Genomic DNA, 22386 nt, shown 5'->3' with positions numbered 1-22386 from the left:
ACTGATGGCACGCGGACAGAACCAGGGTGAAATCCACCCCACGCACCGCAGGGTGCGTTCGGGCGAGGACTTCGACATCATCATCGGGTTCCTGGGCTTCTGGGCGCTGGTCCTGCTGGCGGTCACCGTCTGGATGGAGGTGACCGCCCAGCCGGCCGTCGGCTGGGCGCTCGGGCTGCTGGCGACGCTGCTGGCCCTGTACGGAATGATCCGGCTCCGGCGGCGTTTGCCCGGCCGGACGGCCACCCGGCGGCGCTGAGGGCGCGCGCTGGGGCGGATCGGAAACTAGGAAGGACCGGCGCCGTGGGGGCGGCACGCTAGCCGCGCTTCTGCGGGTAGCCGACAAGGGGATACGGTGGCACGGACAACAGACAGGGCGCAACGCGGCGGCCACTCCGGCGTCAGCATCGAGGATGTGGCGGCCGCCGCGGGCGTCTCCACCGCCACCGTCTCCCGGGCCGTCCGGGGGCTGCCCAGGGTCTCTCCCGCGACCCGGGAAAAGATCCTCGAAATCGCCGAGGCCCTGGGCTACGTGGCCTCCTCCTCGGCGTCGGGCCTGGCCACCGGCCGCACCCGGACCATCGGGGTGCTGGCCCCGTTCGTGAGCCGCTGGTTCTTTTCCAAGGCCATTGAAGGCGCGGACCGGGAGCTGCACGGCCGCCAGTACAACCTCTCGCTCTTCAACCTGGGCGGTCACGGCAGCCACCGCGAGCGGCTGTTCAGCAAGACCATGGTCTACAAGCAGATCGATGCGCTCCTGGTCCTCTGCATGGCACTGAGCCGCGAGGAACTCGAGCACCTGCAAAAAATCGACATCCCGCTCGTCGTGGTGGGCGGCCACGTCGAGGGCTGCGCCTACATCGGGATCGACGACTACGAGGCGGCCTCCACCGCGGTGCGCCACCTCATCGGCCTGGGCCACAAGGACATCGCGCTGCTGCACGGCGACGACGAAACAGACCTGAACTTCGACGTTCCGCGGGTACGCATCAAGGCGTTCCAGGATGTCATGGCCCAGTCCGGGCTGGATGTCCGGCCCGAATGGGACGAGTGGGGCGACTTTACCGTCCGCAGCGGCCAGGACGCGTTCAAGCGGCTCTGGGACCGGCCCGGACCGAAGCCCACCGCGATCTTCTGCGCCTCGGACGAGATGGCCATGGGGGTCCTGTTCGAAGCCCGCCGGGCGGGCGTCCGGATACCGGAGGACCTGTCCGTGGTGGGGATCGATGACCACGAATTCTCCGCCGCCGTCGGCCTCACCACCGTCGGCCAGCGCCCCGACGAGCAGGCCGAGCTCGGTACCAAGATGCTGCTCGATGAGCTCGACGGGATTGCCGGGGCCGTGCGTTCCACGGTGGCTCCGCACCGGCTGATCGTGCGGGACACGACGGCGGCCCCGTTGCTCGCGGTGCCGCTCGCCCCGGCTTCCGGCCAGGGATCCCGGCGGGCTTAGGCCGCGGGGTTCGGCGCCGGGACCGGGCTTCGGCGCCGGCGGTACGGGCTCAGGAGGCGCGGGCCAGCTGCCGGATCGGAATCCAGCGGGATGCAAGACGCCGGTAGGCGGCCGCCGCTCCGGTCATGTCACCCTCGGCAAGGCACTCGATCCCCAGCCGCACGTCCATCGGGGACTCGTCCGGGTAGACCTTGTCCGCCACCGCGCCGTAATCAAGCTCCACGACCGACTCGGGGTGGAAGAGTTCGAGCCACTCGGTGAGCTGGGTCAGGTCCTCCAGCATGTCCAGGTCCGGGGCAGCGAGGGCAAGATGCGCGACGGCATGCCGGACCCGTTCCAGTGCGGCGGCGATCGTTGCCCGGATGCGCACGGTGACGATCCGGCCGTCGGACTCCACCACGTCCGTGGGATCGGATTCCTGGAAGAGGCAGAACCAGCTGAACGGAATGCCCCAGGTCGACGCGCGGGTGTGCACCCGGCCAAGCCCCTCGCGCGCCTTCACCTGGTCGATGCGTTCCTGGTGCCGGTCCCGCTGCTCCTCGGGGATCAGCAGCTGCGCCAGCGGGCCGTGGATCCCCTCCATCAACGCGTTGGCGGCCAGACCGGCGCGGAGCACCAGCTGGCTTGGGCAGTACAGCAGCCTGGCCGGCAGGACTTCGCCGTCGCCGATTTCCTCCCCCTTGCCGGCAGCGTCGTTGCGGGCGGCGGCGGAACCGCTGACGGCCAGCACACGCACCAGGTCGGTCTGTCCGGTGGGGAAGGGATCCCCGCCGGGGCGGGTGATGCGGCCCAGGGAGGCCAGCAGCTCGGCGTTCTCCACCGCGGCGCGGGACTCCGCGCGGGCACCGGCGGTCCGCAGGGCCGCCTGTTGCTCGGCCGGGAAGGCCTCCAGCGGCTCGTAGACCCGGAGCGTGGAGGAGAACGGCAATCCGGCCTGGCCACGGTAGAGGTTGCCCGTCATCGCGGGCCTGCGCTTCCCTGGCGGGCGTCCATCAGTCGGCCAGCTCCACGATGACCGGGGCGTGGTCCGAGGCGCCCTTGCCCTTGCGCTCCTCGCGGTCGATCGAGGCCCCCGAGACCCGGGCAGCCAGCGCGGGGGAGGCGAGGACGAAGTCGATCCGCATCCCCTCCTTCTTCGGGAAACGCAGCTGGGTGTAGTCCCAGTACGTGTACACGCCCGGCCCGGGCGCGTGCGGGCGGACGACGTCGGTGAACCCGGCGTCTTCGAAGGCGTGGAAGGCCGCGCGTTCCGGTTCGCTCACATGCGTCAGGCCCTCGGCGCGGAAGTAGTCGATGTCCCACACGTCCTCGTCCCGCGGGGCGATGTTCCAGTCACCCATCAGCGCGATCTGCGCCTCCGGGTCGGCCCGGACCCAGCCCTCGGCGTGGGCGCGGAGCGTGTCCAGCCAGCTGAGCTTGTACGGCATGTGCTCATCATCGAGCGCCCGCCCGTTGGGGACATAGAGGCTCCAGACCCGGATCCCGCCGCAGGTCGCACCGATCGCGCGGGCTTCCTGCACCTCGTCCTTGCCGCCCTTGCCAAAGACGGGCTGGTTCATGAAGGTGCGCTCGACGTCGTCGAGCCCCACCCGAGAGGCGATGGCCACCCCGTTCCACTGGCTCAGGCCGAAGTGCGCGACCTCGTAGCCCATCCGCTCGAACAATTCCCAGGGAAAGTTGTCGTCCTTGCACTTGGTTTCCTGGATGGCCAGGACGTCACAGTCGGTGCGCTGCAGCCAGGCCTCAACGCGGTCGGCACGGGCACGGAGCGAGTTCACATTCCAGGTAGCAATCTTCACAGTTCCTAACTTACCGTTCCTTGGCCGGGCGGCGGTGCGGCAAGTACGCGCCGGACAGGGCAGGCCGCTGCGGCCGGGCACTCTGGAGATTAGTAGGAAGTCCGAGTATATTCGGGTGCAGAGATGATCTAGGTCACATGCAAAGGAGCATTCCATCATGGTTCGTGAGCTTTCCCATTACGTCGGAGGACAACACGTGGAGGGCACCTCGGGGCGCTTCAGCGACGTCTACGATCCCTGCACCGGCGAGGTCCAGGCGAGGCTTCCCCTGGCCAGCGCCGAAGAAGTCCGAAACGTGGTCGCCAATGCGGAGAAGGGCCAGCTGGAATGGGCTGCCATGAACCCTCAGCGCCGCGGCCGGGTCCTGCTGAAGTTCGTGGACCTGGTCAACCAGAACATGGATGAGCTCGCCACCCTGCTGTCCTCCGAGCACGGCAAAACCTTCCTGGATGCCAAGGGCGACATCCAGCGCGGCATCGAAGTGGTCGAGTTTGCCGCCGGTGCCCCGCACCTGCTCAAGGGCGAGTTCTCCGACAGTGCCGGGACCGGCGTCGACGTCCACTCGATGCGGCAGCCGCTCGGCGTCGTCGCCGGCATCACGCCGTTCAACTTCCCGGCCATGATCCCGCTCTGGAAGTCCGGTCCGGCCCTGGCCGCCGGCAACTCCTTCATCCTCAAGCCCTCCGAGCGGGACCCCTCCGTGCCGCTGCGGCTGGCCGAGCTGTTCACCGAGGCCGGGCTGCCGGACGGCGTGTTCAACGTGGTCAACGGCGACAAGGAGGCCGTGGACGCGCTGCTGGAGGACCCACGCGTCCAGGCCATCGGCTTCGTCGGTTCCACCCCGATCGCGCAGTACATCTACGCCACCGCCGCCGCGCACGGCAAACGCGCCCAGTGCTTTGGGGGCGCCAAGAACCACATGGTGATCATGCCGGACGCGGACCTGGACATGGCCGCGGACGCCCTGATCGGCGCCGGATTCGGCTCCGCCGGCGAACGCTGCATGGCGATCTCGGTGGCCGTCCCGGTGGGCAAGGCCACCGGCGACGCACTCGTCGCAAAGCTGCAGGAACGGATCGCTGACCTCAAGGTGGGCCACAGCCTCGCCAAGGACTCGGACTTCGGGCCGGTCGTGGCCGCCTCCGCCAAGGAACGGATCGAGGGCTACATCGCCTCCGGCGTCGAGGAAGGCGCCAGCCTGCTTACGGACGGCCGCGGCCTTAAGGTGGAGGGCTACGACGGCGGGTTCTGGGTAGGCCCGACCCTCTTCGACAACGTCACCAAGGACATGAAGATCTACCAGGAGGAGATCTTCGGCCCAGTGCTCAGCGTGCTCCGCGCCGAGGACTACGACGAGGCCCTGCGACTCTGCAGCGAACACGAATTCGGCAACGGTGTGGCGATCTTCACCCGCGACGGCGACGCCGCCCGCGACTTCGCCAGCCGCGTCCAGGTGGGCATGGTGGGTATCAACGTCCCGATCCCGGTGCCGATCGCCTACTACACCTTCGGCGGCTGGAAGGCCTCCGGTTTCGGCGACCTCAACCAGCACGGCGCCGACGCCTTCCGCTTCTACACCAAGACCAAGACGGTCACCACCCGCTGGCCCTCCGGCATCCGCCAGGGCGCCAGCTTCGTGATGCCGGAAGGCAGCTGATGGCGGCCCGGCCCTCCGATGAGACCGCCGAAGAATCCGCCGAGGTCCTCTTTGAGCGCCGCGGCCGGCTCGGCGTCATCACGCTGAACCGGCCCAAGGCCGTCAACGCGCTGACCGCCGGCATGGCGGCGGCGATGCTGGACCAGCTCACCCTCTGGGCCGACGACGACGCCGTCGCCGCCGTGTTGGTCCGCGGCGCCGGCGAACGGGGGCTGTGCGCGGGCGGGGACATCGTGGCGATCTACCGGGACATGCTCGACGGCGGCGACGCGACGGCGGATTTCTGGGCCGTCGAGTACCGGCTGAACCTGCTGATCTCGGACTACCTCAAGCCCTACGTGGCGTTCATGGACGGACTGGTCCTGGGCGGCGGCGTGGGAATCTCCGCGCACGGCTCGGTCCGGATCGTCACCGAACGCACCCGGATGGGCATGCCGGAAACCACCATCGGCTTCGTGCCCGACGTCGGCGGGACGCTCCTGCTGTCCCGCTCGCCCGGCGAGACCGGCACCCACGCGGCCCTCACCGGGGCGCATCTGAGCGGCGCCGACGCGTTGTTCCTGGGCCTCGCGGACACCTTCGTGCCCTCTGCAGAGCTCGCTGAACTGGCCGCGGCGCTGGAAACTGAACCCGTGGACGCCGCCGTCGCACGCTTCGCCGGGGAAGCACCCCCGTCGGTCCTCGCCGCGCAGCAGGAATGGATTGACGCCTGCTACTCGTCCGACGACGCCGAAGAGATCCTGGACCGGCTCCGCACCGTGGGCGGCGAGGCCGCCGACGTCGCCGAGACCATCGCGGGCAAGTCCCCCACCGCCGTGAAGGTGGCGCTCGCCTCGCTGCGCCGCGCCCACGGCCTGAGCCTGGCCGAAGCCCTGGAACAGGAGTACCGGGTGGGCCTGCGGTTCCTCGCCGGGCCCGACTTCCGCGAGGGCATCCGCGCCCAGGTCGTGGACAAGGACCGGACGCCGCACTGGCAGCCGGCCAGCCTGGCCGAGGTCAGCGGCGACGACGTCGAGGCCTACTTCGCGCCGCTGGGGGAGCGTGAACTGCAGCTGTCGCCGCAGGCGAAGAGTTCAGAGACGAACATGGAGAAGAACAATGTCTGAGACCGCTGCGCCGGAAACCGCTACGCCCGCCCTTGGCGCCATCGCCTTCCTCGGCCTGGGCCACATGGGCGGCCCGATGGCCGTCAACCTGGTCAAGGCCGGCTACACGGTGACCGGCTACGACGTGGTGCCGGCGGCGCTGGAAGCCGCGCGGGCCCACGGGATCGCGACCGCGGACACGGCCGCCGAAGCCGTCGCGGGCGCCGCCGTCGTGCTGACCATGCTGCCCAGCGGCAAACACCTGCTGGACGCCTACCGCGGCACCCCCGGCGAGCCGGGACAGCACAGCCAGCCGGGCCTGCTGGCCGCCGCGGCGCCGGGGACTATGTTCCTGGACTGCTCGACCATCAATGTGGACGAGGCCCGCGAGGCCTCGGCCCTGGCGGTGGCGGCCGGCCACCGGGCCGTCGACGCCCCGGTTTCCGGCGGCGTGGTCGGAGCCGAAGCCGGAACGCTGACGTTTATGGTTGGCGCGCTGGAGGAGGACTTTAAGGCCGTCAAACCGATGCTTGAGGTGATGGGTAAACGCGTGGTCCACTGCGGCGGGCACGGCGCCGGGCAGGCGGCCAAGATCTGCAACAACATGATCCTGGGCGTCTCAATGATTGCCGTCAGCGAGGCCTTCGTGCTCGGCGAGAAGCTCGGGCTGACACACCAGGCGCTCTTCGACGTCGCCTCCGCCGCGTCGGGGCAGTGCTGGGCGCTGACCACCAACTGCCCCGTGCCCGGCCCGGTCCCCACCAGTCCCGCCAACCGCGACTACCAGCCGGGGTTCGCCGGGGCGCTGATGGCCAAGGACCTGAAGCTCGCGCTCAACGCGCTCGAAAGCACCGGCGTCGCCGCCCGGCTGGGCCCGCTGGCCTCCGAAATTTACGATACCTTTGCCGCGGAAGGCGGTGCCGGCCGGGACTTCTCCGGCATCATCACCGACATCCGGGACAAATCCGAACATCAGCCGAGGGGACAGGCATGACCGACTACGCAAACATTCTGGTGGAGCGCCGCGGCCGCGTGGGGCTCGTGACGCTCAACCGGCCAGAGGCGCTGAACGCCCTGAACAAGGCCACCATGGACGAACTCGTGGCCGCCGTGTCCGCGATGGACACCGACCCCGGGGTCGGCGCCGTCGTGGTGACTGGCTCGGCCAAGGCCTTCGCTGCCGGCGCGGACATCAAGGAGATGCAGTCCAAGGGCTACATGGAAATGTACGCGGCCGACTGGTTCCGCGGCTGGGAGGACTTCACCCGGCTCCGCATTCCCGTGGTGGCGGCGGTTTCCGGCTTCGCCCTGGGCGGCGGCTGTGAACTGGCGATGATGTGCGACTTCATCATTGCGGGGGACAACGCCAAGTTCGGCCAGCCCGAAATCAACCTCGGCGTGCTCCCCGGAATGGGCGGCTCGCAGCGGCTCACCCGCGCGGTGGGCAAGGCCAAGGCGATGGACATGATCCTCACCGGCCGCTTCATGGACGCCGCGGAAGCCGAGCGCGCGGGGCTCGTGTCCCGCGTGGTTCCGGCCGCCGACGTCGTGGAGGAAGCCGTCAAGGCCGCCGAGGTGATTGCCTCCAAGTCCAAACCGGTGGCCATGGTGGCCAAGGAAGCGGTCAACGCGGCCTTCGAAACCGGGCTGGCCCAGGGCGTGCTGTTCGAACGCCGGGTGTTCCACTCGCTCTTCGCCACCGAGGACCAGAAGGAAGGCATGGCGGCCTTCAGCGAAAAGCGGCAACCCGACTTCACCCACCGCTAAGCGGCGCCTGCTTGCCGCAGCGATCCAATTCCGACAGCGAGGCGGCCATGCACGCAGGCTTTCTGGGGGTAGGGGCGACGCCGGAGGAGGTCCGGGCCGTGCTTCCCGGCGACGGGCTGGTCCCGGTCCCGGATGTGGTGATGGACCGGGGCTTCGGGCTGCCGGCCCCGCCCGACGCCGTCTGGCCGTGGATCGTCCAGCTGGGCAAGGAACGTTCGGGTTGGTACCTGCCTGGCTGGGCGGAAGCCCTCATTCCGGCCCGGCGCCGCGCCCTGCGGACCATTGATCCCGCACTCCAGGACCTCAGCGCCGGGGACGTCATTGCTGATTGGGGCGGCCCCAATGCCAGCTTCGAAATCGTCGAGGTGGACCCGCCAAAGGCGCTGGTGCACCGCTCGCAGCGCGGTGCGCTCACCATCAGCTGGGCGATAGTGCTGCGACCGTCGTCGGGCGCGGCAACCGGGACGCGGGTGCACCTGCGGCTCCGGCTCGCCGGCGTTAGACGCCGACGACTCGTGGAACTCGGCGGGGGCCTGTTCGATCTCCTGACCATCGCCGGACTCGCGGCCGGGCTGCGGGAAAGGCTGGGCACCCGGGGGTGACGCGGCCGCGCTAGGCCTTGCGCTTGGCGCGGAGCACCGAATCCCGGACCGTCACCGGTGCGCCGTCGGAATCTGCGGTGGCCCGCGGCCGGGACGTGCAGGTGACGATCTCCCACTCGTGCGGATCGAGCTCCGCCGCGAGCTGCTCGGCGGTGAAGAGCAACCCCGGGGCGGAGGGCCGGCGCACGCTGGTCTCCAGGTCCGAGGGGTGGTGGCCGACGATCAGCAGCGTCCCGCCCGGTGCCACCGACGCGGCGAGCCGGCTGTAGACGCTGTCGCGCTGCGGGGCGGGCAGGTGCAGGTACTGGGCGGAGACCAGGTCGAAGGTCCCGGCCGGCGGCGGCGAGGCCGTGAGGTCCTGGTGCTGCCACGTGATGCGGGCGGCGGTCTCCGGGTCGTCTTCGAGGGCGGCGGCCGCCCGGGCCAGGGCCACGGACGAGATGTCCACCGCCGTCACCCGCCAGCCGCGCCGGGCAAGCCAGGCGGCGTCGGCGCCTTCTCCGGCGCCGACGTCGAGGGCGGAACCGGCCGCCAGGTCCGCCACCTCGGCGACCAACTGGGGGTTCGGTTGCCCGCTCCACACTGAGCCGTGCTGGCCGTGCTGGCGGTACCGTTCGTCCCAGAACGATTCGTCGAATTCCATGCAGCTCTCCTCCGGTGCCCGTGCCGTGCGGCAGGGCGCCTGCCGCCTATCCAGTCTAGGCACGCCCGCCCGTCCCCGGGGCGGCGCGGAATGGCAGCGCCTGCCGCTGCTGAAAGGCTACGCGGCGCTGATCCCGAACAAACCGATGATCAGAGCCATCACCATCAGGGTTACGAGCTCATGGGCGCAGTTCAGCACGGTCAGGCCAACGGGGCGGCCCTCGAACGCGTCGTGCGTGATGAAGCGGGCGGCCGTGAACCCGGCCCACAGGATCAGGGCGGTAACCAGGGTGTTGGCGAGGAAGTTTCCGCCGTAGAAATGCTGCGAGATGGCGGCGGAGCCAGCCAGCACCCAGGCGCTGACAAAGCTGACCACCAAGGTGATCAGGATGGGCTTGACGGCGTCCCTGGCGTCCCCGCTGGGGCTGACCTTGGCGATGCGCATCCAGTAGTTGCCGAACACTTTGGGCGTGTACCAGACGGACCCGACCACCATGCTGGACAGCGTGGCCAGCAGTACCGCCCAGATGTTGATCTCCGGAATCATGGGGCTCTCCTCACCTCCTGGCCGTCCGGCCGACGGCCCGCAAACGAAGTGTACGGCTTAGCCGCTGAAGTCCCCGGCATTGCGCCGGAAGTTACCGAGGATCCGGATCAGCTGCTCCACATCCTGCTCCTCGAAGCCGGATTGGCCGAAGACCTCCGAGTTCAGCACCGCCGTCGCCCGCTTGGCCAGGGTGCGCCCCTCCGAGGTGAGCTCGATCAGCGTGGTCCGTCCGTCGGTGGGGTGCGGGGAGCGGAGCACCAGCCCGGCTTCCTGCAGCCGGTCGACGGCGTTGGTCACGGACGTAGGGTGGACCTGGAGCAGGGCGCTCGCCTTGTTCATAGGGAGCGCCCCGCTGCGGGCAAAGCTGAGCAGGGCCAGCAGTTCGTAGCGCGCGAACGTCAGCCCGAAAGGCTTGAGCGCGCTTTCGATCCGTGCCAGCAGGATCTGCTGGGTCCGCATGACGGCCGTGATGGCAGCCATCGGGGCGGCGACGTCGGCCCAGCCGTGCCGTTCCCAGTTCCGCTGGGCGTCGGCGATCGGATCACGCGGCAGCGGGGTGCCCATGCCTAGCCCTGCCCTTTCAGCCCGGGGAAGTCCGCCTCCGAGTACTCTGTGCCGAGGCCCTCCGGCACGCCGCCGGCCCCATGCCGCAGTTCCTCGCTGTGCCGCAGCTCCACCCGCCGGATCTTGCCGGAAATGGTCTTGGGCAGTTCGGCGAACTCCAGCCGGCGGATCCGTTTGAACGGCGCCAGGTGCTCGCGGCAGTAGCGGAGGATGTCCTCGGCCAGCTCGGGCCCGGGTTCGTGGCCGGCCGCCAGGACCACGAAGGCCTTGGGCACGGACAGTTTGAGCGCGTCGGGGGAGGGGACGACGGCGGCCTCCGCCACCGCCGGGTGCTCGATCAGCACGCTCTCCAGCTCAAACGGGGAGAGCCGGTAGTCGGAGGACTTGAAGACGTCGTCGCCCCGGCCCACGTAGGTGATGATGCCGCGTTCGTCCCGGCTGGCCATGTCACCGGTGTGGTAATAGCCGTCGCGGAAGGCCTCGGCCGTCTTTTCCGGGTCCCCGTAGTAGGCCTTCATCAGCCCGACGGGCCGCGGGTCCAGGCGCAGGCACAGCTCGCCGTCGTCGGACTCCTCCCCGGTGGCCGGGTCCACGAGGACGACGTCGTAGCCGGGCAGCGGCCGGCCCATCGCGCCGATCTTGATCGGCTGGCCCGGGGTGTTGGCGATCTGCACGGTGGACTCGGTCTGTCCGAAGCCGTCCCGGATCGTCTGGCCCCAGGCGCGGTGGACCTGGTCGATCACTTCGGCGTTGAGCGGCTCGCCGGCGGAAACCACCTTCGTGGGCGGGTTCTTGAGCAGGGTCAGGTCGGCCTGGATCAACATCCGCCAGACCGTGGGCGGGGCGCAGAAGCTCGTCACCCGCTCGCGGTCCATCTGCTCCATCAGCGCCTTCGCGTCGAAACGCTCGTAGTTGTAGATGAACACGCAGGCCTCGGCGATCCAGGGCGTGAACACGTTGGACCAGGCGTGCTTGGCCCAGCCTGGTGAGGCGACGTTCAGGTGCACATCGCCCGGCTCCATCCCGATCCAGAACATGGTGGACAGGTGGCCCACCGGGTAGGAAGTGTGGGTGTGCTCCACGAGCTTGGCCTTCGAGGTGGTGCCGGAGGTGAAGTAGAGCAGCAGGGTCTCGTCGGCCAGGGTCGGCGCGTCCGGGCTGAAGTCTTCCGCCGCGCCCGCGGCCTCGCTGTACTGAAGTGCCGCTGTGTTGGTTTCGGCGTTGCCGGCGGCGCCAATTTCGATCAGGCGGTAGTCACCCGGGACGCCGGTGAACTTGTCGATGTTGGCGCTTCCGACGGCGGCCCAGCTGGCCCCGCCGCGTTCCACCCGGTCCTGCAGGTCGGCCGGACCCATCAGCGTGGTGGTGGGGATCATCACGATCCCGAGCTTGATGCCGGCCAGCATCAGCTCCCACAGCTCCACCTGGTTGCCGAGCATGATGATCATCCGGTCCCCGCGGCGCACGCCCTGGGCCCGGAGCCAGTTGGCCACCTGCGCGGAGCGCGCCGAAAGGTCAGCGAAGCTGCGCCGCGTGGCCGTGCCGTCCTGCTCCACGATCACCAGGGCGGGCTTGTCCGCCTTGGCCGGATCGGCGGCGATCTGGTCGAACCAGTCCAGGGCGAAATTGAACTCCTGGAAGCGCGGCCATTTGAATTCCTGCCGGGCGGCGGCGTAGTCCCCGCGCAGGGCCAGCAGCCTGTCCCTCGCGGCGCGGAATTCCTCAGTGACGGTCATGGTGCACCTTTCGCAGCCGGTCGCAGCCAGGCGGTCCGGTGGCGGCCGCCGCTGGCCTAGTGATCCACATCACTGTGCAATATACTAGGACATCCAAGGGTTTGGAAGAGCCGATGTTGCTGCCGATGCGCGGCACATTACGAAGGGATATGTGCCCGTGCAGTCACAAGGAAGTGCCGGCGGACAGACCGCCGTCCAGGCAATGGCAGGCCAGGCAACGGCAAGCCGCGGCGCCGCGGAAAGTTCGGCCCAGGCCCCGGCAACTCCGCCGTTCCCGGACGCAGACCTGATGTACATCGTGGACCTCCTGCCCGCGGACGAGCGGGAGCGCTACCAGGGGATCCGGGATTTCCTGCAGGCCCGGATCCGCGCCGCATCGATCGACTACTGGAACCGCGAGGAGTTCCCCTTCGGCCTGCTCGCCGAGCTGGGCAAGCACGGCCTCGGCGGCCTGCAGACGGACGGCAGCTCCAAGCTCTTCAAGGGGCTGATGTATGTCGAGGTGGCGCGCGCCGACGTCTCGCTCTCGGCGCTGGTGGGGATCCACAACGAGCTGATCGTCGGCATGATCGACGAGCTCGGCTCGGAGGAGCAGAAGGCCCGCTGGCTCCCGGGGCTCACCGCCTTCACCCAGCTCGGCGCGTTCGCCCTGACCGAGCCGGACCACGGCTCGGACATCGCCGGCGGACTGTCCACCACGGCGCGGCTGGAGAACGGCGAATGGGTGATCACCGGAGCCAAACGCTGGATCGGCGCCGGCACCATCGCCGACTTCGCCCTGGTCTGGGCCCGCGACGTCGCGGACCAGCAGATCAAGGGCTTCATCGTCGAGACGGACCGGCCCGGCTACACCGCCACCAAAATCGCGAACAAGATCGGCCTGCGGATCATGCAGAACGCGGACATCGTCCTGGACGAGGTCCGCATCCCGGAAGCCAATCTGCTGCCCGGTGCCACGGACTTCTCGCGGGCCAACGAGCTGCTGCGGGACTCGCGCGCCTGGGTGGGCTGGCAGGCTGCCGGCATCCAGTTGGCCGCGTTCGACGTCGCCCGGGCCTACTCGCTGGAACGCAAGCAGTTCGGCAAGGAGCTGGCGCGCTTCCAACTCGTGCAGCAGCAGCTGGCCGAGATCCTCGGCAACGCCAGCGTCTCGCTGGCGTTGATGGCGCAGCTGGCGCGGATCCAGCAGGAGGGCAAGCTGGACATGGTGCAGGCCGCTATGGCGAAGTCCACCACCACCCGGCTGGCGCGGGCCTCCGTCGCGATGGGACGCTCGCTCTTGGGCGGCAACGGGATCAGCACCGACTTCGAGATGGGCAAGCTCTTCGGCGACGCCGAGATCCTCTACACCTATGAGGGGAGCTACGAGATCAACTCCCTGATCGTGGCGCGGGCCGTTACCGGGAAGTCCGCTTTCGTCTAGAGTCCGACGCGGCCGCGCTCCGGCTGGCCGCGGCCGGCCGGAGCGCGGCCGCGAGCCGGGAACGCCCTAGCGTGAGGCGCCGTAGCGTTCGCTGCGGTTGCGGCCGGCGTGCTTGGCCGCGTACAGCGCCCGGTCCGCGCAGGCCAGCAGGCTGTGGCTGCCGGCGTCGCGGAGTTCGCAGACGCCGGCCGAAACCGTGATGGAGCCGACCTCGCCGAACGGCTCCGACTCGATCGCCTTACGGGCCCGTTCCGCCGCGAGCAGGGCCTCGGCGCCGTCCGTCCCCGGCAGCAGCCAGACGAATTCCTCACCGCCGAAGCGGGCCACGATCTCATCCTGGCGGGCGACGCCGCGGAGCCGGGCCGCGACATCCGCGAGCACCACATCGCCGATGATGTGGCCGAAGGTGTCGTTGACCTTCTTGAAGTGGTCGATGTCGAGGACGACGGCGCTGAGGCTGGTGCCGCGGGTGGCCGCCAGTTCAATCTCGTGCGAGAGGTGCTGCTCGAGGGCACGCCGGTTGGGCAGGCCGCTGAGCTGGTCGGTGGTGGCCTGCCGCTCCAGGCTGGCGCGGGCCTCGGTGTTGCCGATGGCAATTTCCACCAGTTCGGCGAACTGGGCCAGCCGTTCCAGCATCACCTCGGTGACGCCCGTGCTGGACTTCGAGGTCAGGTTAACCACGCCCCACAAACTGCCGTGGACCCTGATCGGGGCGCCCGCCGCGGACTGGAAACCTCCGGCCCGCATCTGCTCGGCGGCGGGGCCCCCTTCCGGGCCGTAGACCACCAGGGCGGGCTTGCCCGTGACGGCGACGCGGACGGTGGCCGAGATGTCGGTCGGCGAAAAAACGTGCGTGCGGCTCAGGGTGGGCGGCAACGCCGGCGCCATCGCCACGATTTCCGCTGACAGTGCGCCGGTGAAACGGACGACGGCGGCCGAGTCCACCTGGAAGAGGTCCCGCACAATGAAAGCGACCTGCTCCGAGATGGCCGCCGGGGCGGCGTTGCGGGCGACGGCGGTGGCGATCTCGTGCAGCGCGGCCCACGTCTGTTCCTGCCGGAGCCGATCGGTGACGTCGACCGCCACCACCATGCCGGCGGTTGCGTCGTCGTCGGAGTAAACGGGGCCGGCCTTCAGTCGGTAGGTGCGGGGCCCGATCTGCCGGGTCCAGGAGACCTCCTGGCCGGACAGCGCGGCGCGGTAGCGGGGTTCCAGTTCGTTGGCGAGGGCGCCGTCGAGCACATCGTGGATCCGCCGGCCCTCGAGCTCGGCGGAGCGGTAGCCGAAGGCCTCCAGCTCCTGGCCTTCGGCGATCAGGTAGCGCAGTTCCGAATCGAAGAGCAGGACAAAGACGCCGGGGACACTGCGCGCCAGTGCCCGGTAGCGGTCGGTGTCCCGCTGCTGGCGGCGCTCGGCGAGCACCCGCTCGGTGATGTCCGTGACCATCACGAAGAAGCCCTGAACCCCGCCGTCGCTCAGGTCCGGCATGTAGGAGACCTCGGCGAAACGCGTCGCACCTGCGGCATCCGTGAGCGTGCGCTTGAAAAGCTGCGGCTCGCCGTCGAGGACCTTGGAAATGTGGGGGTAGTTGGCCTCGTACACGGCGTCGCTGAGCAAATCCCGGATGTGGATGCCGTGCAGTTCCTCGGGGGAGACCCCGAACCACTTGCGGTACGCGTCGTTGGCCAGCCGGTTGCGCAGCTCGGCATCCCAGTAGCCCACCATCGCCGGAATGCCGTTGAGCACGGCCCGCAGCTGGGCGGGTACCTCCGGCAGCGGCGGCTGCCGTGCGTTCTCCAGGGCGAGAGCGCTGTGAATATTCATTGCCCCAGTATCTATTGCGGCGGCTCCCGACGGAAAACCGGGGCTGCCGCCCTCGCGGCCGCCCGGGCGGCCGTCTCTATCCTGTTCCGGTGGGCCGCCCAATCCTCGCCAGTACGTGGCGTCAGGTTTGGGTCGCCGGGTCCTTTCCCGGCCGTCCCGTCGATGAGTTCGCGGAGGATGTCCGCATGGCCCAGATGCTGCGCCGTTTCAACGCACAAGTGGACCAGGATCTGCTGCAGCGTGACGTGCCGGCGGTCCTCGGCCCACCATGGAACCTCGCCCGGGGCGTCCAGCGGAAGGGCCTCGATGGTGGCATCGCTGTGGGCAGCGGCGGCGTGGTGCAGTTCCACAATCTGGTCCCGGGTCTCGTCCGGGGTCGCCCACAAGTCGGCATCCGGTTCGGCACCCTCTTCCAGCCAGGGCAGGGGCTGGGCGTGGGGGCGGCCGAACACTTCGCCGAAGTAGCCGATCTCGACGCTGGCCACGTGCTTGACCAGGCCCAGGAGGTTGGTTCCGGTGGGCGTCACGGGCCGGCGGATGTCGTACTCATCCAGACCGTCCAGCTTGGCCAGCAGTTCGGCGCGGCGCAGGCGCAGGTAGCGGTGCAGAATCTCCTTCTCGTCCATGCCCGGAATCCTACCGGGGCCGCCCGCCGCTTCAGGGCTGGAAGCGGTAGCCGATCCCGGCCTCGGTGAGCAGGTGCCGGGGTGAGGCGGCATCCGATTCCAGCTTGCGGCGAAGCTGGGCCATGTACACCCGGAGGTAGTTGGTCTCCTTCGCGTAGGCCGGACCCCATACCTCGGACAGCAGCTGTTGCTGGGTGATGAGCTTCTCCGGGTTACGGACCAGCACTTCCAGCATTTTCCACTCCGTCGGCGTGAGCCGGACGTCCTCGCCGTCGCGGGTGACCCGGCGCTTGCCGAGGTCCACGGTGAAGGCGTCGGTTGTGACCACCGGTTCGTGCTCCGGATCGGCGCTGCGGCGCAGCAGCGCGCGCAGACGGGCCAGCAGCTCGTCCAGCCCGAACGGCTTGGTGATGTAGTCATCGGCGCCGGCGTCGAGAGCCTGGACTTTGTCGTCCGAGCCATGGCGGGCGGACAGCACCAGCACGGGAACCTGGCTCCAGCTGCGGAGTTTCGCGAGGACTTCGGTGCCGTCCATGTCCGGGAGGCCAAGGTCCAAGACGATCAGCGCGGGCGGGATTCGGGCCGCAGCCAGGAGCGCGGACCGGCCATCCGCCGCCGCCGTGACGTCATAGCCGTGGGCCCGCAGCGTGATCCGCAGGGCGCGCAACAGGTAGGGGTCGTCGTCGACCACCAGCACTGCGGTCATGGTACGTCCGTGGGGGAAGAGAGGATCGGCGGTGCATGGTGGCGCCGGACCAGGGCGGACTGGGGCTCCAGCGGCGCCTGGTCCGGGTCCTCCCGGAAGGGTGCACCCTCGGAGATCGGCAGGCTGATGACCATGGTCAGACCGCCTCCCGGCGTGGCCTCCGCGCTGAGCCGGCCGCCCATGGCCTCGGTGAACCCTTTAGCCACGGCGAGGCCGAGGCCGACGCCGCTGGCCCGGCTCGCGTCGTCCAGACGCTGGAAGGGACGGAACATCTCCACGACCTTCTCCGCCGGGACTCCCGTGCCGTGGTCGATGATCCGCATCTCCCCGGCGGGCCGGCCACCCACCATTGCGGGACTGAGTCCGCCGCTGCTGCCCGTGAGCACAATGTCCGAATCCGGGGCGTACTTCACGGCATTTTCCACGATGTTCGCGATGACACGCTCAAGCATTCCGGGATCCGCCTCCACCTCCGGCATGTTCGCCGGCAGCTCCACCCGGACCCGTCCGGCCGGGATTCCGTGCAGGCCGCCGCCCACCACCTCGTACCAGCGCACGGGCCGGAGCATGGGGGTGACGGAATCGGAGGTGATCCGGGACATGTCCAGCAAGTTTCCCACCAGGCTATCGAGCCGGTCGGAGCACTCGTCGATGGTCGCCAGCAGCTCCTGTTCCTCTTCCCGGCTGTAGCGGACACCGGGCTGACGCAAGCCCCCGACCGCGAGTTTAATGCCGGCCAATGGGGTGCGGAGGTCATGCGAGACGGCGCGGAGCAGCGAGGTGCGTACCGTGTTGCTTTCAGCAAGGCGGGCCAGCTGGCTCCGGCTGGCCTGCAGTTGCTGGTTCTCCAGCTGGGCCAGCAGGTGCACGCCAAACGCGCCAAGCAGACGCCGGTCGCTGGCCGGAAGCACCCGCCCGGAAAGGACCAGCCGGGTGGTGGCATTGATCTGTTCGACGTTGTCCCCGGACGGTCCGTCAGTGGTCGACGGGACCCCGCCCTGGCGGGCTGCCACGGGTGGAAAGTCGCCGACGCCGGCAAGCAGCCGCCACTGCGCTGGTCCCGGCCCGGCGTCGACGTCGCCGCCAGCCAGGCCGAACAGGGCGGCGCCGCGGACCTGGAAGACGTCCAGAGCCTGTTCCAGCAGGCCCGTGACGGTGTCTTCGGAACCCGCTGCGCCGCGTGACAACTCGGCCAGCGTGGTTGCTTCGGCCCTGGCCCGGGCGGCCTCCTTGGAGCGCCGCGCGGAGAGGTCGACGACGACGGCGACGGCGGCGGACACGCCCACAAAGACCAGCAGGGCGAGAACATTCTGGGCGTCGCTGATGGTCAGGTTGCCCAACGGTGGGGTGGAGAAGTAGTTCACCAGCAGGCTGCTCCACAGCGCGGCGAAGATCGCAGGCCACAGCCCTCCGACCAGCGCCACAGCCACGGAACCCGTCAGCTGCACCAGCATGGACGTGGCCAAGTTCTTGTCCGGATTGACCGCCAGCAGCAGCTGGAGCAGCGCAGGAACAACAACAGCGAGGCCGAAGCCGACGCTGACGCGGAGCCTGCCCAGGTCCCTGTGCCGGTTCCGGCGCACACCGCTTGGGGCACGCTCCTGCGGCACGAGATGGACATCGATGCCGGCGGAAGCGCGGAGCACCCTGGCGGTGGTGCCCCCGCCACGGAGGCCCGCCATCAGGCGGGCTGCAGGGTCCTTGCGGGAGACGCCAAGGACCAGCTGGGAGGCATTGACGCTGCGCGCGAACTCCAGCAGCGCGTCAGCCGGATCCTCGCCGGTGACCACGTGGTAGCTGCCGCCAAGGTCCTGGACCAGCTGCCGCTGCCCTTCAAGGGCCTGCGGCGACTCGTCCGCGATCCCTTCGGAGGCCCTGACATGGACGGCCAGCAGGTCGATGCCGCTGACGCGGTGGAGCAACCGGGCGCCGCGGCGGATCAGCGCCTCGCCCTCGGTGCCCCCGGCCAGTCCGACCACGACCCGTTCCCGGGCCGGCCAGCTGTTGCTGATCCGCTTACCCTCCCGGTAGCTGGCCAAGCCCTCGTCCACCCGGTCGGCCAGCCACAACAGCGCGAGTTCGCGCAGGGCCGCCAGGTTCCCGGGGCGGAAGTAGTTGGACAGTGCCGCGTCCACCCGGTCCGGCGGCACAATTTTGCCGGCCGCCACACGCTGCCGCAGGAGGTCGGGGGAGAGGTCCACGAGTTGGAGCTGGTCGGCCCGCCGGACGACCCCGTCGGGGACGGTTTCCGCGGGACGGCCCTGGGTGATCGCACTGACGACGTCGGCCAGGGAGGCAAGCTGGTGGATGTCGAGGGTGGACAGGACGTTGATCCCGGCCGCCAACAGTTCGTCGATGTCCTGCCAGCGGTGCCGGTTCCTGCTGCCGGGGGCGTTGGAGTGGGCGTACTCGTCCACCAGGGCGGTGGCCGGCGCCCGGAGCAGGACGGCGTCCAGGTCCAGTTCCTCGACGTCGAGCCGGCCAAGGGGCACCCGGCTTGGCCCAAGCACTTCGAGACCCGCCAGCAGTGCGCGGGTCTCGCGGCGGCCCCGGTCGCGGGCGAAGGCGACGACCACATCCTCGCCGGCGCCCTGGAGCCGGTGCCCTTCCCGGAGCATGGCGTAGGTCTTGCCCACGCCCGGGGCGGACCCCAGGAAGATGCGCAGCGTTCCACGTGCCATGCAGCCATTCTTCCATTCCGACCAAGCCCCGGCGGAGGAGCGCGGCGTAAAGGATTCATCAAGATCCGCGCCAGGGGGGCTGCCGGAGTCCCGGCCGCTGCTAGCTTCGCAACTGAGGGGCAGAATGCGGCGCCCGCCCGTGAGAGAGGCGCCGTGAGGAAAGGACGAGATGACCACCCTGAGCAGGCCGCCGGTAGACCCGTCGGCGCCGAAGCCCGCCCGCCGGACCATCCTGCGGAATTGGCTGCTGGTGGGGCTGCAGGACAGCAAGGGCGCGCACCAGGGCCCCGGCGGCGTGCCCACGGCCCAGGAGAAGAAGCACACCTGGTGGCAGGTCATGTGCCTGACCGGCGTCGACTACTTCTCCACCCTGGGCTACCAGCCGGCCATCGCCGCGCTCGCCGCGGGGGTGATTTCGCCGCTCGCGACGCTCGTCCTGGTGGCGATTACGCTGCTCGGCGCGCTGCCGGTCTACCGCCGCGTCGCCGGCGAGAGCCACCGCGGCGAAGGGTCCATCGCCATGCTGGAACGGCTGATGCCGCGCTGGGGCGGAAAGCTCTTCGTCCTGGTCCTGCTCGGCTTCGCCGCGACTGACTTCATGATCACGATGACGCTGTCCGCCGCTGACGCCACCGCCCACCTGGTCCAGAACCCGGTGGCGCCCGGTTGGCTGCAGGGACAAAACGTCCCCGTCACCCTGATCCTGCTGGCCCTCCTCGGAGCGGTGTTCCTGCGCGGCTTCAAGGAAGCGATCGGCGTCGCCGTCGTGATCGTCGGACTCTATCTGGGCCTGAACGTCGTGGTCGTCGCCGCGTCGCTTTGGGAGGTGCTGAGCCATCCGCTGGCCGTGGACAACTGGTGGCAGGCCATCTCCACCTCGCACGGAAACCCGCTGCTGGCGGTCGGGTTCGCGCTGCTGGTCTTCCCCAAACTCGCCCTGGGCCTCTCCGGGTTCGAAACCGGCGTCGCCGTAATGCCGCAGATCAAGGGCCATGCCGACGATACCGAAGAGTACCCGGCCGGCCGGATCCAGGGCGCGCGCAAACTGCTGACCACCGCCGCCCTGATCATGAGCACCTTCCTGATCGTCAGCAGCTTCACCACCGTGGTGCTGATTCCGGAGCAGGAGTTCCAGCCCGGCGGCCAGGCCAACGGGCGCGCCCTGGCCTTCCTGGCCCACGAACACCTCGGCGTGGGCTTCGGCACCGTCTACGACATCTCCACGATCGCCATCCTCTGGTTCGCCGGCGCCTCCGCCATGGCCGGGCTGCTCAACCTCGTGCCGCGCTACCTGCCCCGCTACGGGATGGCCCCCGGCTGGGCCCGGGCCGTGCGTCCCCTGGTCCTGGTCTTCACCCTCATCGGTTTCCTGATCACATGGCTCTTCGACGCCGACGTCGACGCGCAGGGCGGCGCGTACGCCACCGGCGTGCTGGTGCTGATGACCTCGGCGGCCGTGGCCGTGACCCTTTCGGCCCGCCGCCAGCGGCAACGCAAGCGCACCGTGGGCTTCGGCGTCATTGCGGTCGTGTTCATCTACACCACCGTGGCCAACATCATCGAACGCCCCGAAGGCATCCGGATCGCGTCGATCTTCATCCTGGGCATCATCGTGATTTCCCTGCTCTCCCGCGCCCGCCGGTCCTTCGAGCTGCATGCCACGCACGTCCATCTGGACCGGCAGGCGCTGGAGTTCATGTCCGACGAGCTGGAAGGGCCGCTCCGGATCGTCGCCCACGAGCCGCTGCGCCTCAGCGCGGAGGCGTACCGGCAAAAACTGGAGTCCGCGATTGAGGTCAGCCACCTGCCGCTGGACTACCGGGCGCTGTTCCTGGAGGTCATCGTGGATGATTCCTCGGACTTCGAAACCGAACTGGAGGTCCGCGGCATCACCCGGCACGGCTACCGGATCCTTGAAGTGCACGGCCCCGTGGTCCCCAACACGATCGCCTCGGTGCTGCTGCACATCCGGGACGTGACCGGGCTGATGCCGCACATCTATTTCCGCTGGACCGAGGGGAACCCGCTCACCAACCTGCTGCGCTTCCTCGCGTTCGGCGAAGGAGAAATCGCGCCGGTCACCCGCGAGGTGCTGCGCGAGGCCGAACCCGATGTCACACGGCGGCCCTGGGTGCACGTCGGCTAGGACTGGGCGGCAACCAGTGGCTCGGGCTGGGGGCGCTACAGGGTAGGAAGATCCTGGCTCTTCGCATCCCTGGGCGTGGCCGTGGCGCGCTCGACGATTTCGCTGGCAATGGCGGTGACCTTGCGGTTCGTGTCGGCGCTCAACTGGCTGATGAGCCCGAATGCTTCATCTGCGTTGACCCCCGTGCGCCCCATGAGGATGCCTTTCGCCTGTTCGATAACCGCCCGGTTGCGGGCGGATGCCGCGACGGCTTCTGTGGCGAGTTGATGGCGGTCAGTATGGATTGATTGGGTGAGGTCCACGATGACGCCCCAGACACCGACGGGTGTAGTGCCTTCGAGGATGTAGTCCGCGGAGAAGAGCAACTTGTGCTGCCGGTTCTTTTTGTCGCGGATTGAGACGTAGATGGACGATGGCCCGCCCACGGTCGCCACGCGTTCCCAGTAGGCCTGGACTTTTGGCCGGTCTTCGGGCTCGAGGTGGGGGAAGACCATTTCCATGGACGGGACCACTTCGCCCCGTTCATACCCGTAGATTCGGTAGAGGCCGTCAGACCAGCGGAAAACGCCGTCGGCGAAGTAGTACTCGACCAGCCCGGTGGGGCAGTCGAGGAAGTCGTCGTTGGGGGCCCGGTCAGGGACTGACCCCGGATATTTGCTCTTTGATGTCATGGGCCGGGCCGTTCGACGTACTGCGCCCGGCGTTCCTGCGTCTGGGCCTGAAAGGTCCAGAATATCGCAGGGCCACTGTCTGACAACGAAACAAAGCCCCTCCGGAGTGACTCCGGAGGGGCTTCATGTTTTCTAGGAGAAGTGTTCCGGCAGGCCGGGCCTTCCTGAAAGCTTAGAGCGGGCGGATGTTCTCAGCCTGGGGGCCCTTCGGACCCTGGGTGACGTCGAACTCGACCTTCTGGTTCTCGTCCAGCGAGCGGTAGCCGCTGGAAGCGATTGCCGAGTAGTGGGCGAAAACGTCGGCCGACCCGTCATCCGGGGCAATGAAGCCAAAACCCTTTTCGGCGTTGAACCATTTAACTGTGCCTGTAGCCATGCCTTTATCCTTCTGAAATGCTGCTGATCTCCGGCGGCCACGGAAGGCCAACGGCTGCGGAGACATTCGTCCGCTGTCCCC

The 22386-nt window shown here is 69.0% G+C and carries 21 protein-coding genes; 9 read left to right on the top strand and 12 right to left on the bottom strand.

Features of this window, described 5'->3' with window-relative positions; translation table 11 throughout:
- Positions 1-4: 4 nt before the first annotated feature.
- Both AC1DB8_RS09985 and AC1DB8_RS09980 read left to right on the top strand, forming a co-directional pair.
- A complete protein-coding gene (locus AC1DB8_RS09985; protein WP_441417972.1) occupies positions 5-259 on the top strand; it encodes a hypothetical protein in 255 nt (84 codons plus the stop codon).
- A gap of 96 nt (positions 260-355) precedes the next feature.
- On the top strand, positions 356-1453 hold the full coding sequence (locus AC1DB8_RS09980; protein WP_476892911.1) for a LacI family DNA-binding transcriptional regulator: 1098 nt from the start codon (positions 356-358) through the stop codon (positions 1451-1453).
- A 49-nt stretch (positions 1454-1502) separates the two neighbouring features.
- Here AC1DB8_RS09980 and AC1DB8_RS09975 read toward each other — a convergent pair whose 3' ends face one another.
- On the bottom strand, positions 1503-2414 hold the full coding sequence (locus AC1DB8_RS09975) for a DUF8083 family protein (RefSeq protein ID WP_441417970.1): 912 nt from the start codon (positions 2412-2414) through the stop codon (positions 1503-1505).
- 31 nt (positions 2415-2445) lie between these two features.
- Positions 2446-3252 (bottom strand): exodeoxyribonuclease III, encoded by an 807-nt coding sequence (locus tag AC1DB8_RS09970; RefSeq protein WP_441417969.1) that lies wholly within the window; start codon positions 3250-3252, stop codon positions 2446-2448.
- Positions 3253-3409: 157 nt separating this feature from the next.
- On the opposite strand from AC1DB8_RS09970, the gene AC1DB8_RS09965 reads away from it, so the two are divergent.
- The 5 genes from AC1DB8_RS09965 to AC1DB8_RS09945 are packed head-to-tail and all read left to right on the top strand — an operon-like array spanning position 3410 to position 8363.
- Positions 3410-4909, top strand: coding sequence for a CoA-acylating methylmalonate-semialdehyde dehydrogenase (locus AC1DB8_RS09965; protein ID WP_476892910.1), 1500 nt, complete (start codon positions 3410-3412; stop codon positions 4907-4909).
- The gene (locus tag AC1DB8_RS09960) at positions 4909-6015 is read left to right on the top strand and encodes an enoyl-CoA hydratase/isomerase family protein (protein ID WP_476892909.1); all 1107 of its coding nucleotides are present in this window, start codon (positions 4909-4911) and stop codon (positions 6013-6015) included. The genes AC1DB8_RS09965 and AC1DB8_RS09960 overlap by 1 nt, the downstream gene beginning before the upstream one ends.
- Positions 6008-6988, top strand: a complete 981-nt coding sequence (gene mmsB / locus AC1DB8_RS09955; RefSeq protein ID WP_476892908.1) for a 3-hydroxyisobutyrate dehydrogenase — start codon at positions 6008-6010, stop codon at positions 6986-6988. The genes AC1DB8_RS09960 and mmsB overlap by 8 nt, the downstream gene beginning before the upstream one ends.
- Positions 6985-7761 carry an enoyl-CoA hydratase gene (locus AC1DB8_RS09950; protein WP_476892907.1) on the top strand — a complete coding sequence of 259 codons (777 nt, stop codon included), beginning with the start codon at positions 6985-6987 and terminating at the stop codon, positions 7759-7761. The genes mmsB and AC1DB8_RS09950 overlap by 4 nt, the downstream gene beginning before the upstream one ends.
- Positions 7762-7808: 47 nt before the next feature.
- Complete coding sequence (locus AC1DB8_RS09945) at positions 7809-8363, top strand: hypothetical protein (RefSeq protein WP_476892906.1); 555 nt, start codon at positions 7809-7811, stop codon at positions 8361-8363.
- 10 nt (positions 8364-8373) lie between these two features.
- On the opposite strand, the gene AC1DB8_RS09940 is transcribed toward AC1DB8_RS09945, so the two are convergent.
- The 4 genes from AC1DB8_RS09940 to AC1DB8_RS09925 form a co-directional block, all read right to left on the bottom strand.
- A complete protein-coding gene (locus AC1DB8_RS09940; protein WP_441417963.1) occupies positions 8374-9006 on the bottom strand; it encodes a class I SAM-dependent methyltransferase in 633 nt (210 codons plus the stop codon).
- A 117-nt stretch (positions 9007-9123) separates the two neighbouring features.
- Positions 9124-9552 carry a DUF1761 domain-containing protein gene (locus tag AC1DB8_RS09935; RefSeq protein WP_441417962.1) on the bottom strand — a complete coding sequence of 143 codons (429 nt, stop codon included), beginning with the start codon at positions 9550-9552 and terminating at the stop codon, positions 9124-9126.
- A 57-nt stretch (positions 9553-9609) separates the two neighbouring features.
- A complete protein-coding gene (locus AC1DB8_RS09930; RefSeq protein WP_441417961.1) occupies positions 9610-10116 on the bottom strand; it encodes a MarR family winged helix-turn-helix transcriptional regulator in 507 nt (168 codons plus the stop codon).
- A 2-nt stretch (positions 10117-10118) separates the two neighbouring features.
- Positions 10119-11852 (bottom strand): AMP-binding protein, encoded by a 1734-nt coding sequence (locus tag AC1DB8_RS09925; RefSeq protein WP_441417960.1) that lies wholly within the window; start codon positions 11850-11852, stop codon positions 10119-10121.
- A gap of 289 nt (positions 11853-12141) precedes the next feature.
- Here AC1DB8_RS09925 and AC1DB8_RS09920 point away from each other — a divergent pair, with 289 nt between their 5' ends.
- A complete protein-coding gene (locus AC1DB8_RS09920) occupies positions 12142-13275 on the top strand; it encodes an acyl-CoA dehydrogenase family protein (RefSeq protein ID WP_476893035.1) in 1134 nt (377 codons plus the stop codon).
- Positions 13276-13341: 66 nt separating this feature from the next.
- Here AC1DB8_RS09920 and AC1DB8_RS09915 read toward each other — a convergent pair whose 3' ends face one another.
- Genes AC1DB8_RS09915 through AC1DB8_RS09900 form a run of 4 tightly spaced genes read right to left on the bottom strand, consistent with a single transcriptional unit; the run spans position 13342 to position 19112 of the window.
- On the bottom strand, positions 13342-15099 hold the full coding sequence (locus tag AC1DB8_RS09915) for a sensor domain-containing diguanylate cyclase (RefSeq protein WP_476892905.1): 1758 nt from the start codon (positions 15097-15099) through the stop codon (positions 13342-13344).
- Positions 15100-15110: 11 nt separating this feature from the next.
- Entirely contained in the window at positions 15111-15725 is a 615-nt protein-coding gene (locus tag AC1DB8_RS09910; protein WP_476892904.1) for a DinB family protein, read from the bottom strand.
- A gap of 31 nt (positions 15726-15756) precedes the next feature.
- Positions 15757-16431, bottom strand: coding sequence for a response regulator (locus AC1DB8_RS09905; protein WP_476892903.1), 675 nt, complete (start codon positions 16429-16431; stop codon positions 15757-15759).
- Positions 16428-19112, bottom strand: coding sequence for a DUF4118 domain-containing protein (locus AC1DB8_RS09900; RefSeq protein WP_476892902.1), 2685 nt, complete (start codon positions 19110-19112; stop codon positions 16428-16430). The genes AC1DB8_RS09905 and AC1DB8_RS09900 overlap by 4 nt, the downstream gene beginning before the upstream one ends.
- 169 nt (positions 19113-19281) lie before the next feature.
- Here AC1DB8_RS09900 and AC1DB8_RS09895 point away from each other — a divergent pair, with 169 nt between their 5' ends.
- Positions 19282-21258: an APC family permease gene (locus AC1DB8_RS09895; RefSeq protein WP_441417955.1), complete on the top strand. Its 1977-nt coding sequence runs from the start codon at positions 19282-19284 to the stop codon at positions 21256-21258.
- A gap of 35 nt (positions 21259-21293) precedes the next feature.
- Here the strand turns inward: AC1DB8_RS09895 and AC1DB8_RS09890 are convergent, their stop codons facing one another.
- Together AC1DB8_RS09890 and AC1DB8_RS09885 are read right to left on the bottom strand one after the other, a co-directional pair.
- On the bottom strand, positions 21294-21929 hold the full coding sequence (locus tag AC1DB8_RS09890) for a PAS and ANTAR domain-containing protein (RefSeq protein WP_476892901.1): 636 nt from the start codon (positions 21927-21929) through the stop codon (positions 21294-21296).
- 172 nt (positions 21930-22101) lie between these two features.
- Positions 22102-22305: a cold-shock protein gene (locus AC1DB8_RS09885; protein ID WP_013599688.1), complete on the bottom strand. Its 204-nt coding sequence runs from the start codon at positions 22303-22305 to the stop codon at positions 22102-22104.
- Between the last annotated feature and the right edge of the window lie 81 nt (positions 22306-22386).

Source organism: Arthrobacter sp. 10N410, assembly GCF_056394945.1.
The sequence above is the reverse complement of the archived record's forward strand: the minus strand, read 5'-3'. Positions and strand labels throughout refer to the sequence as shown.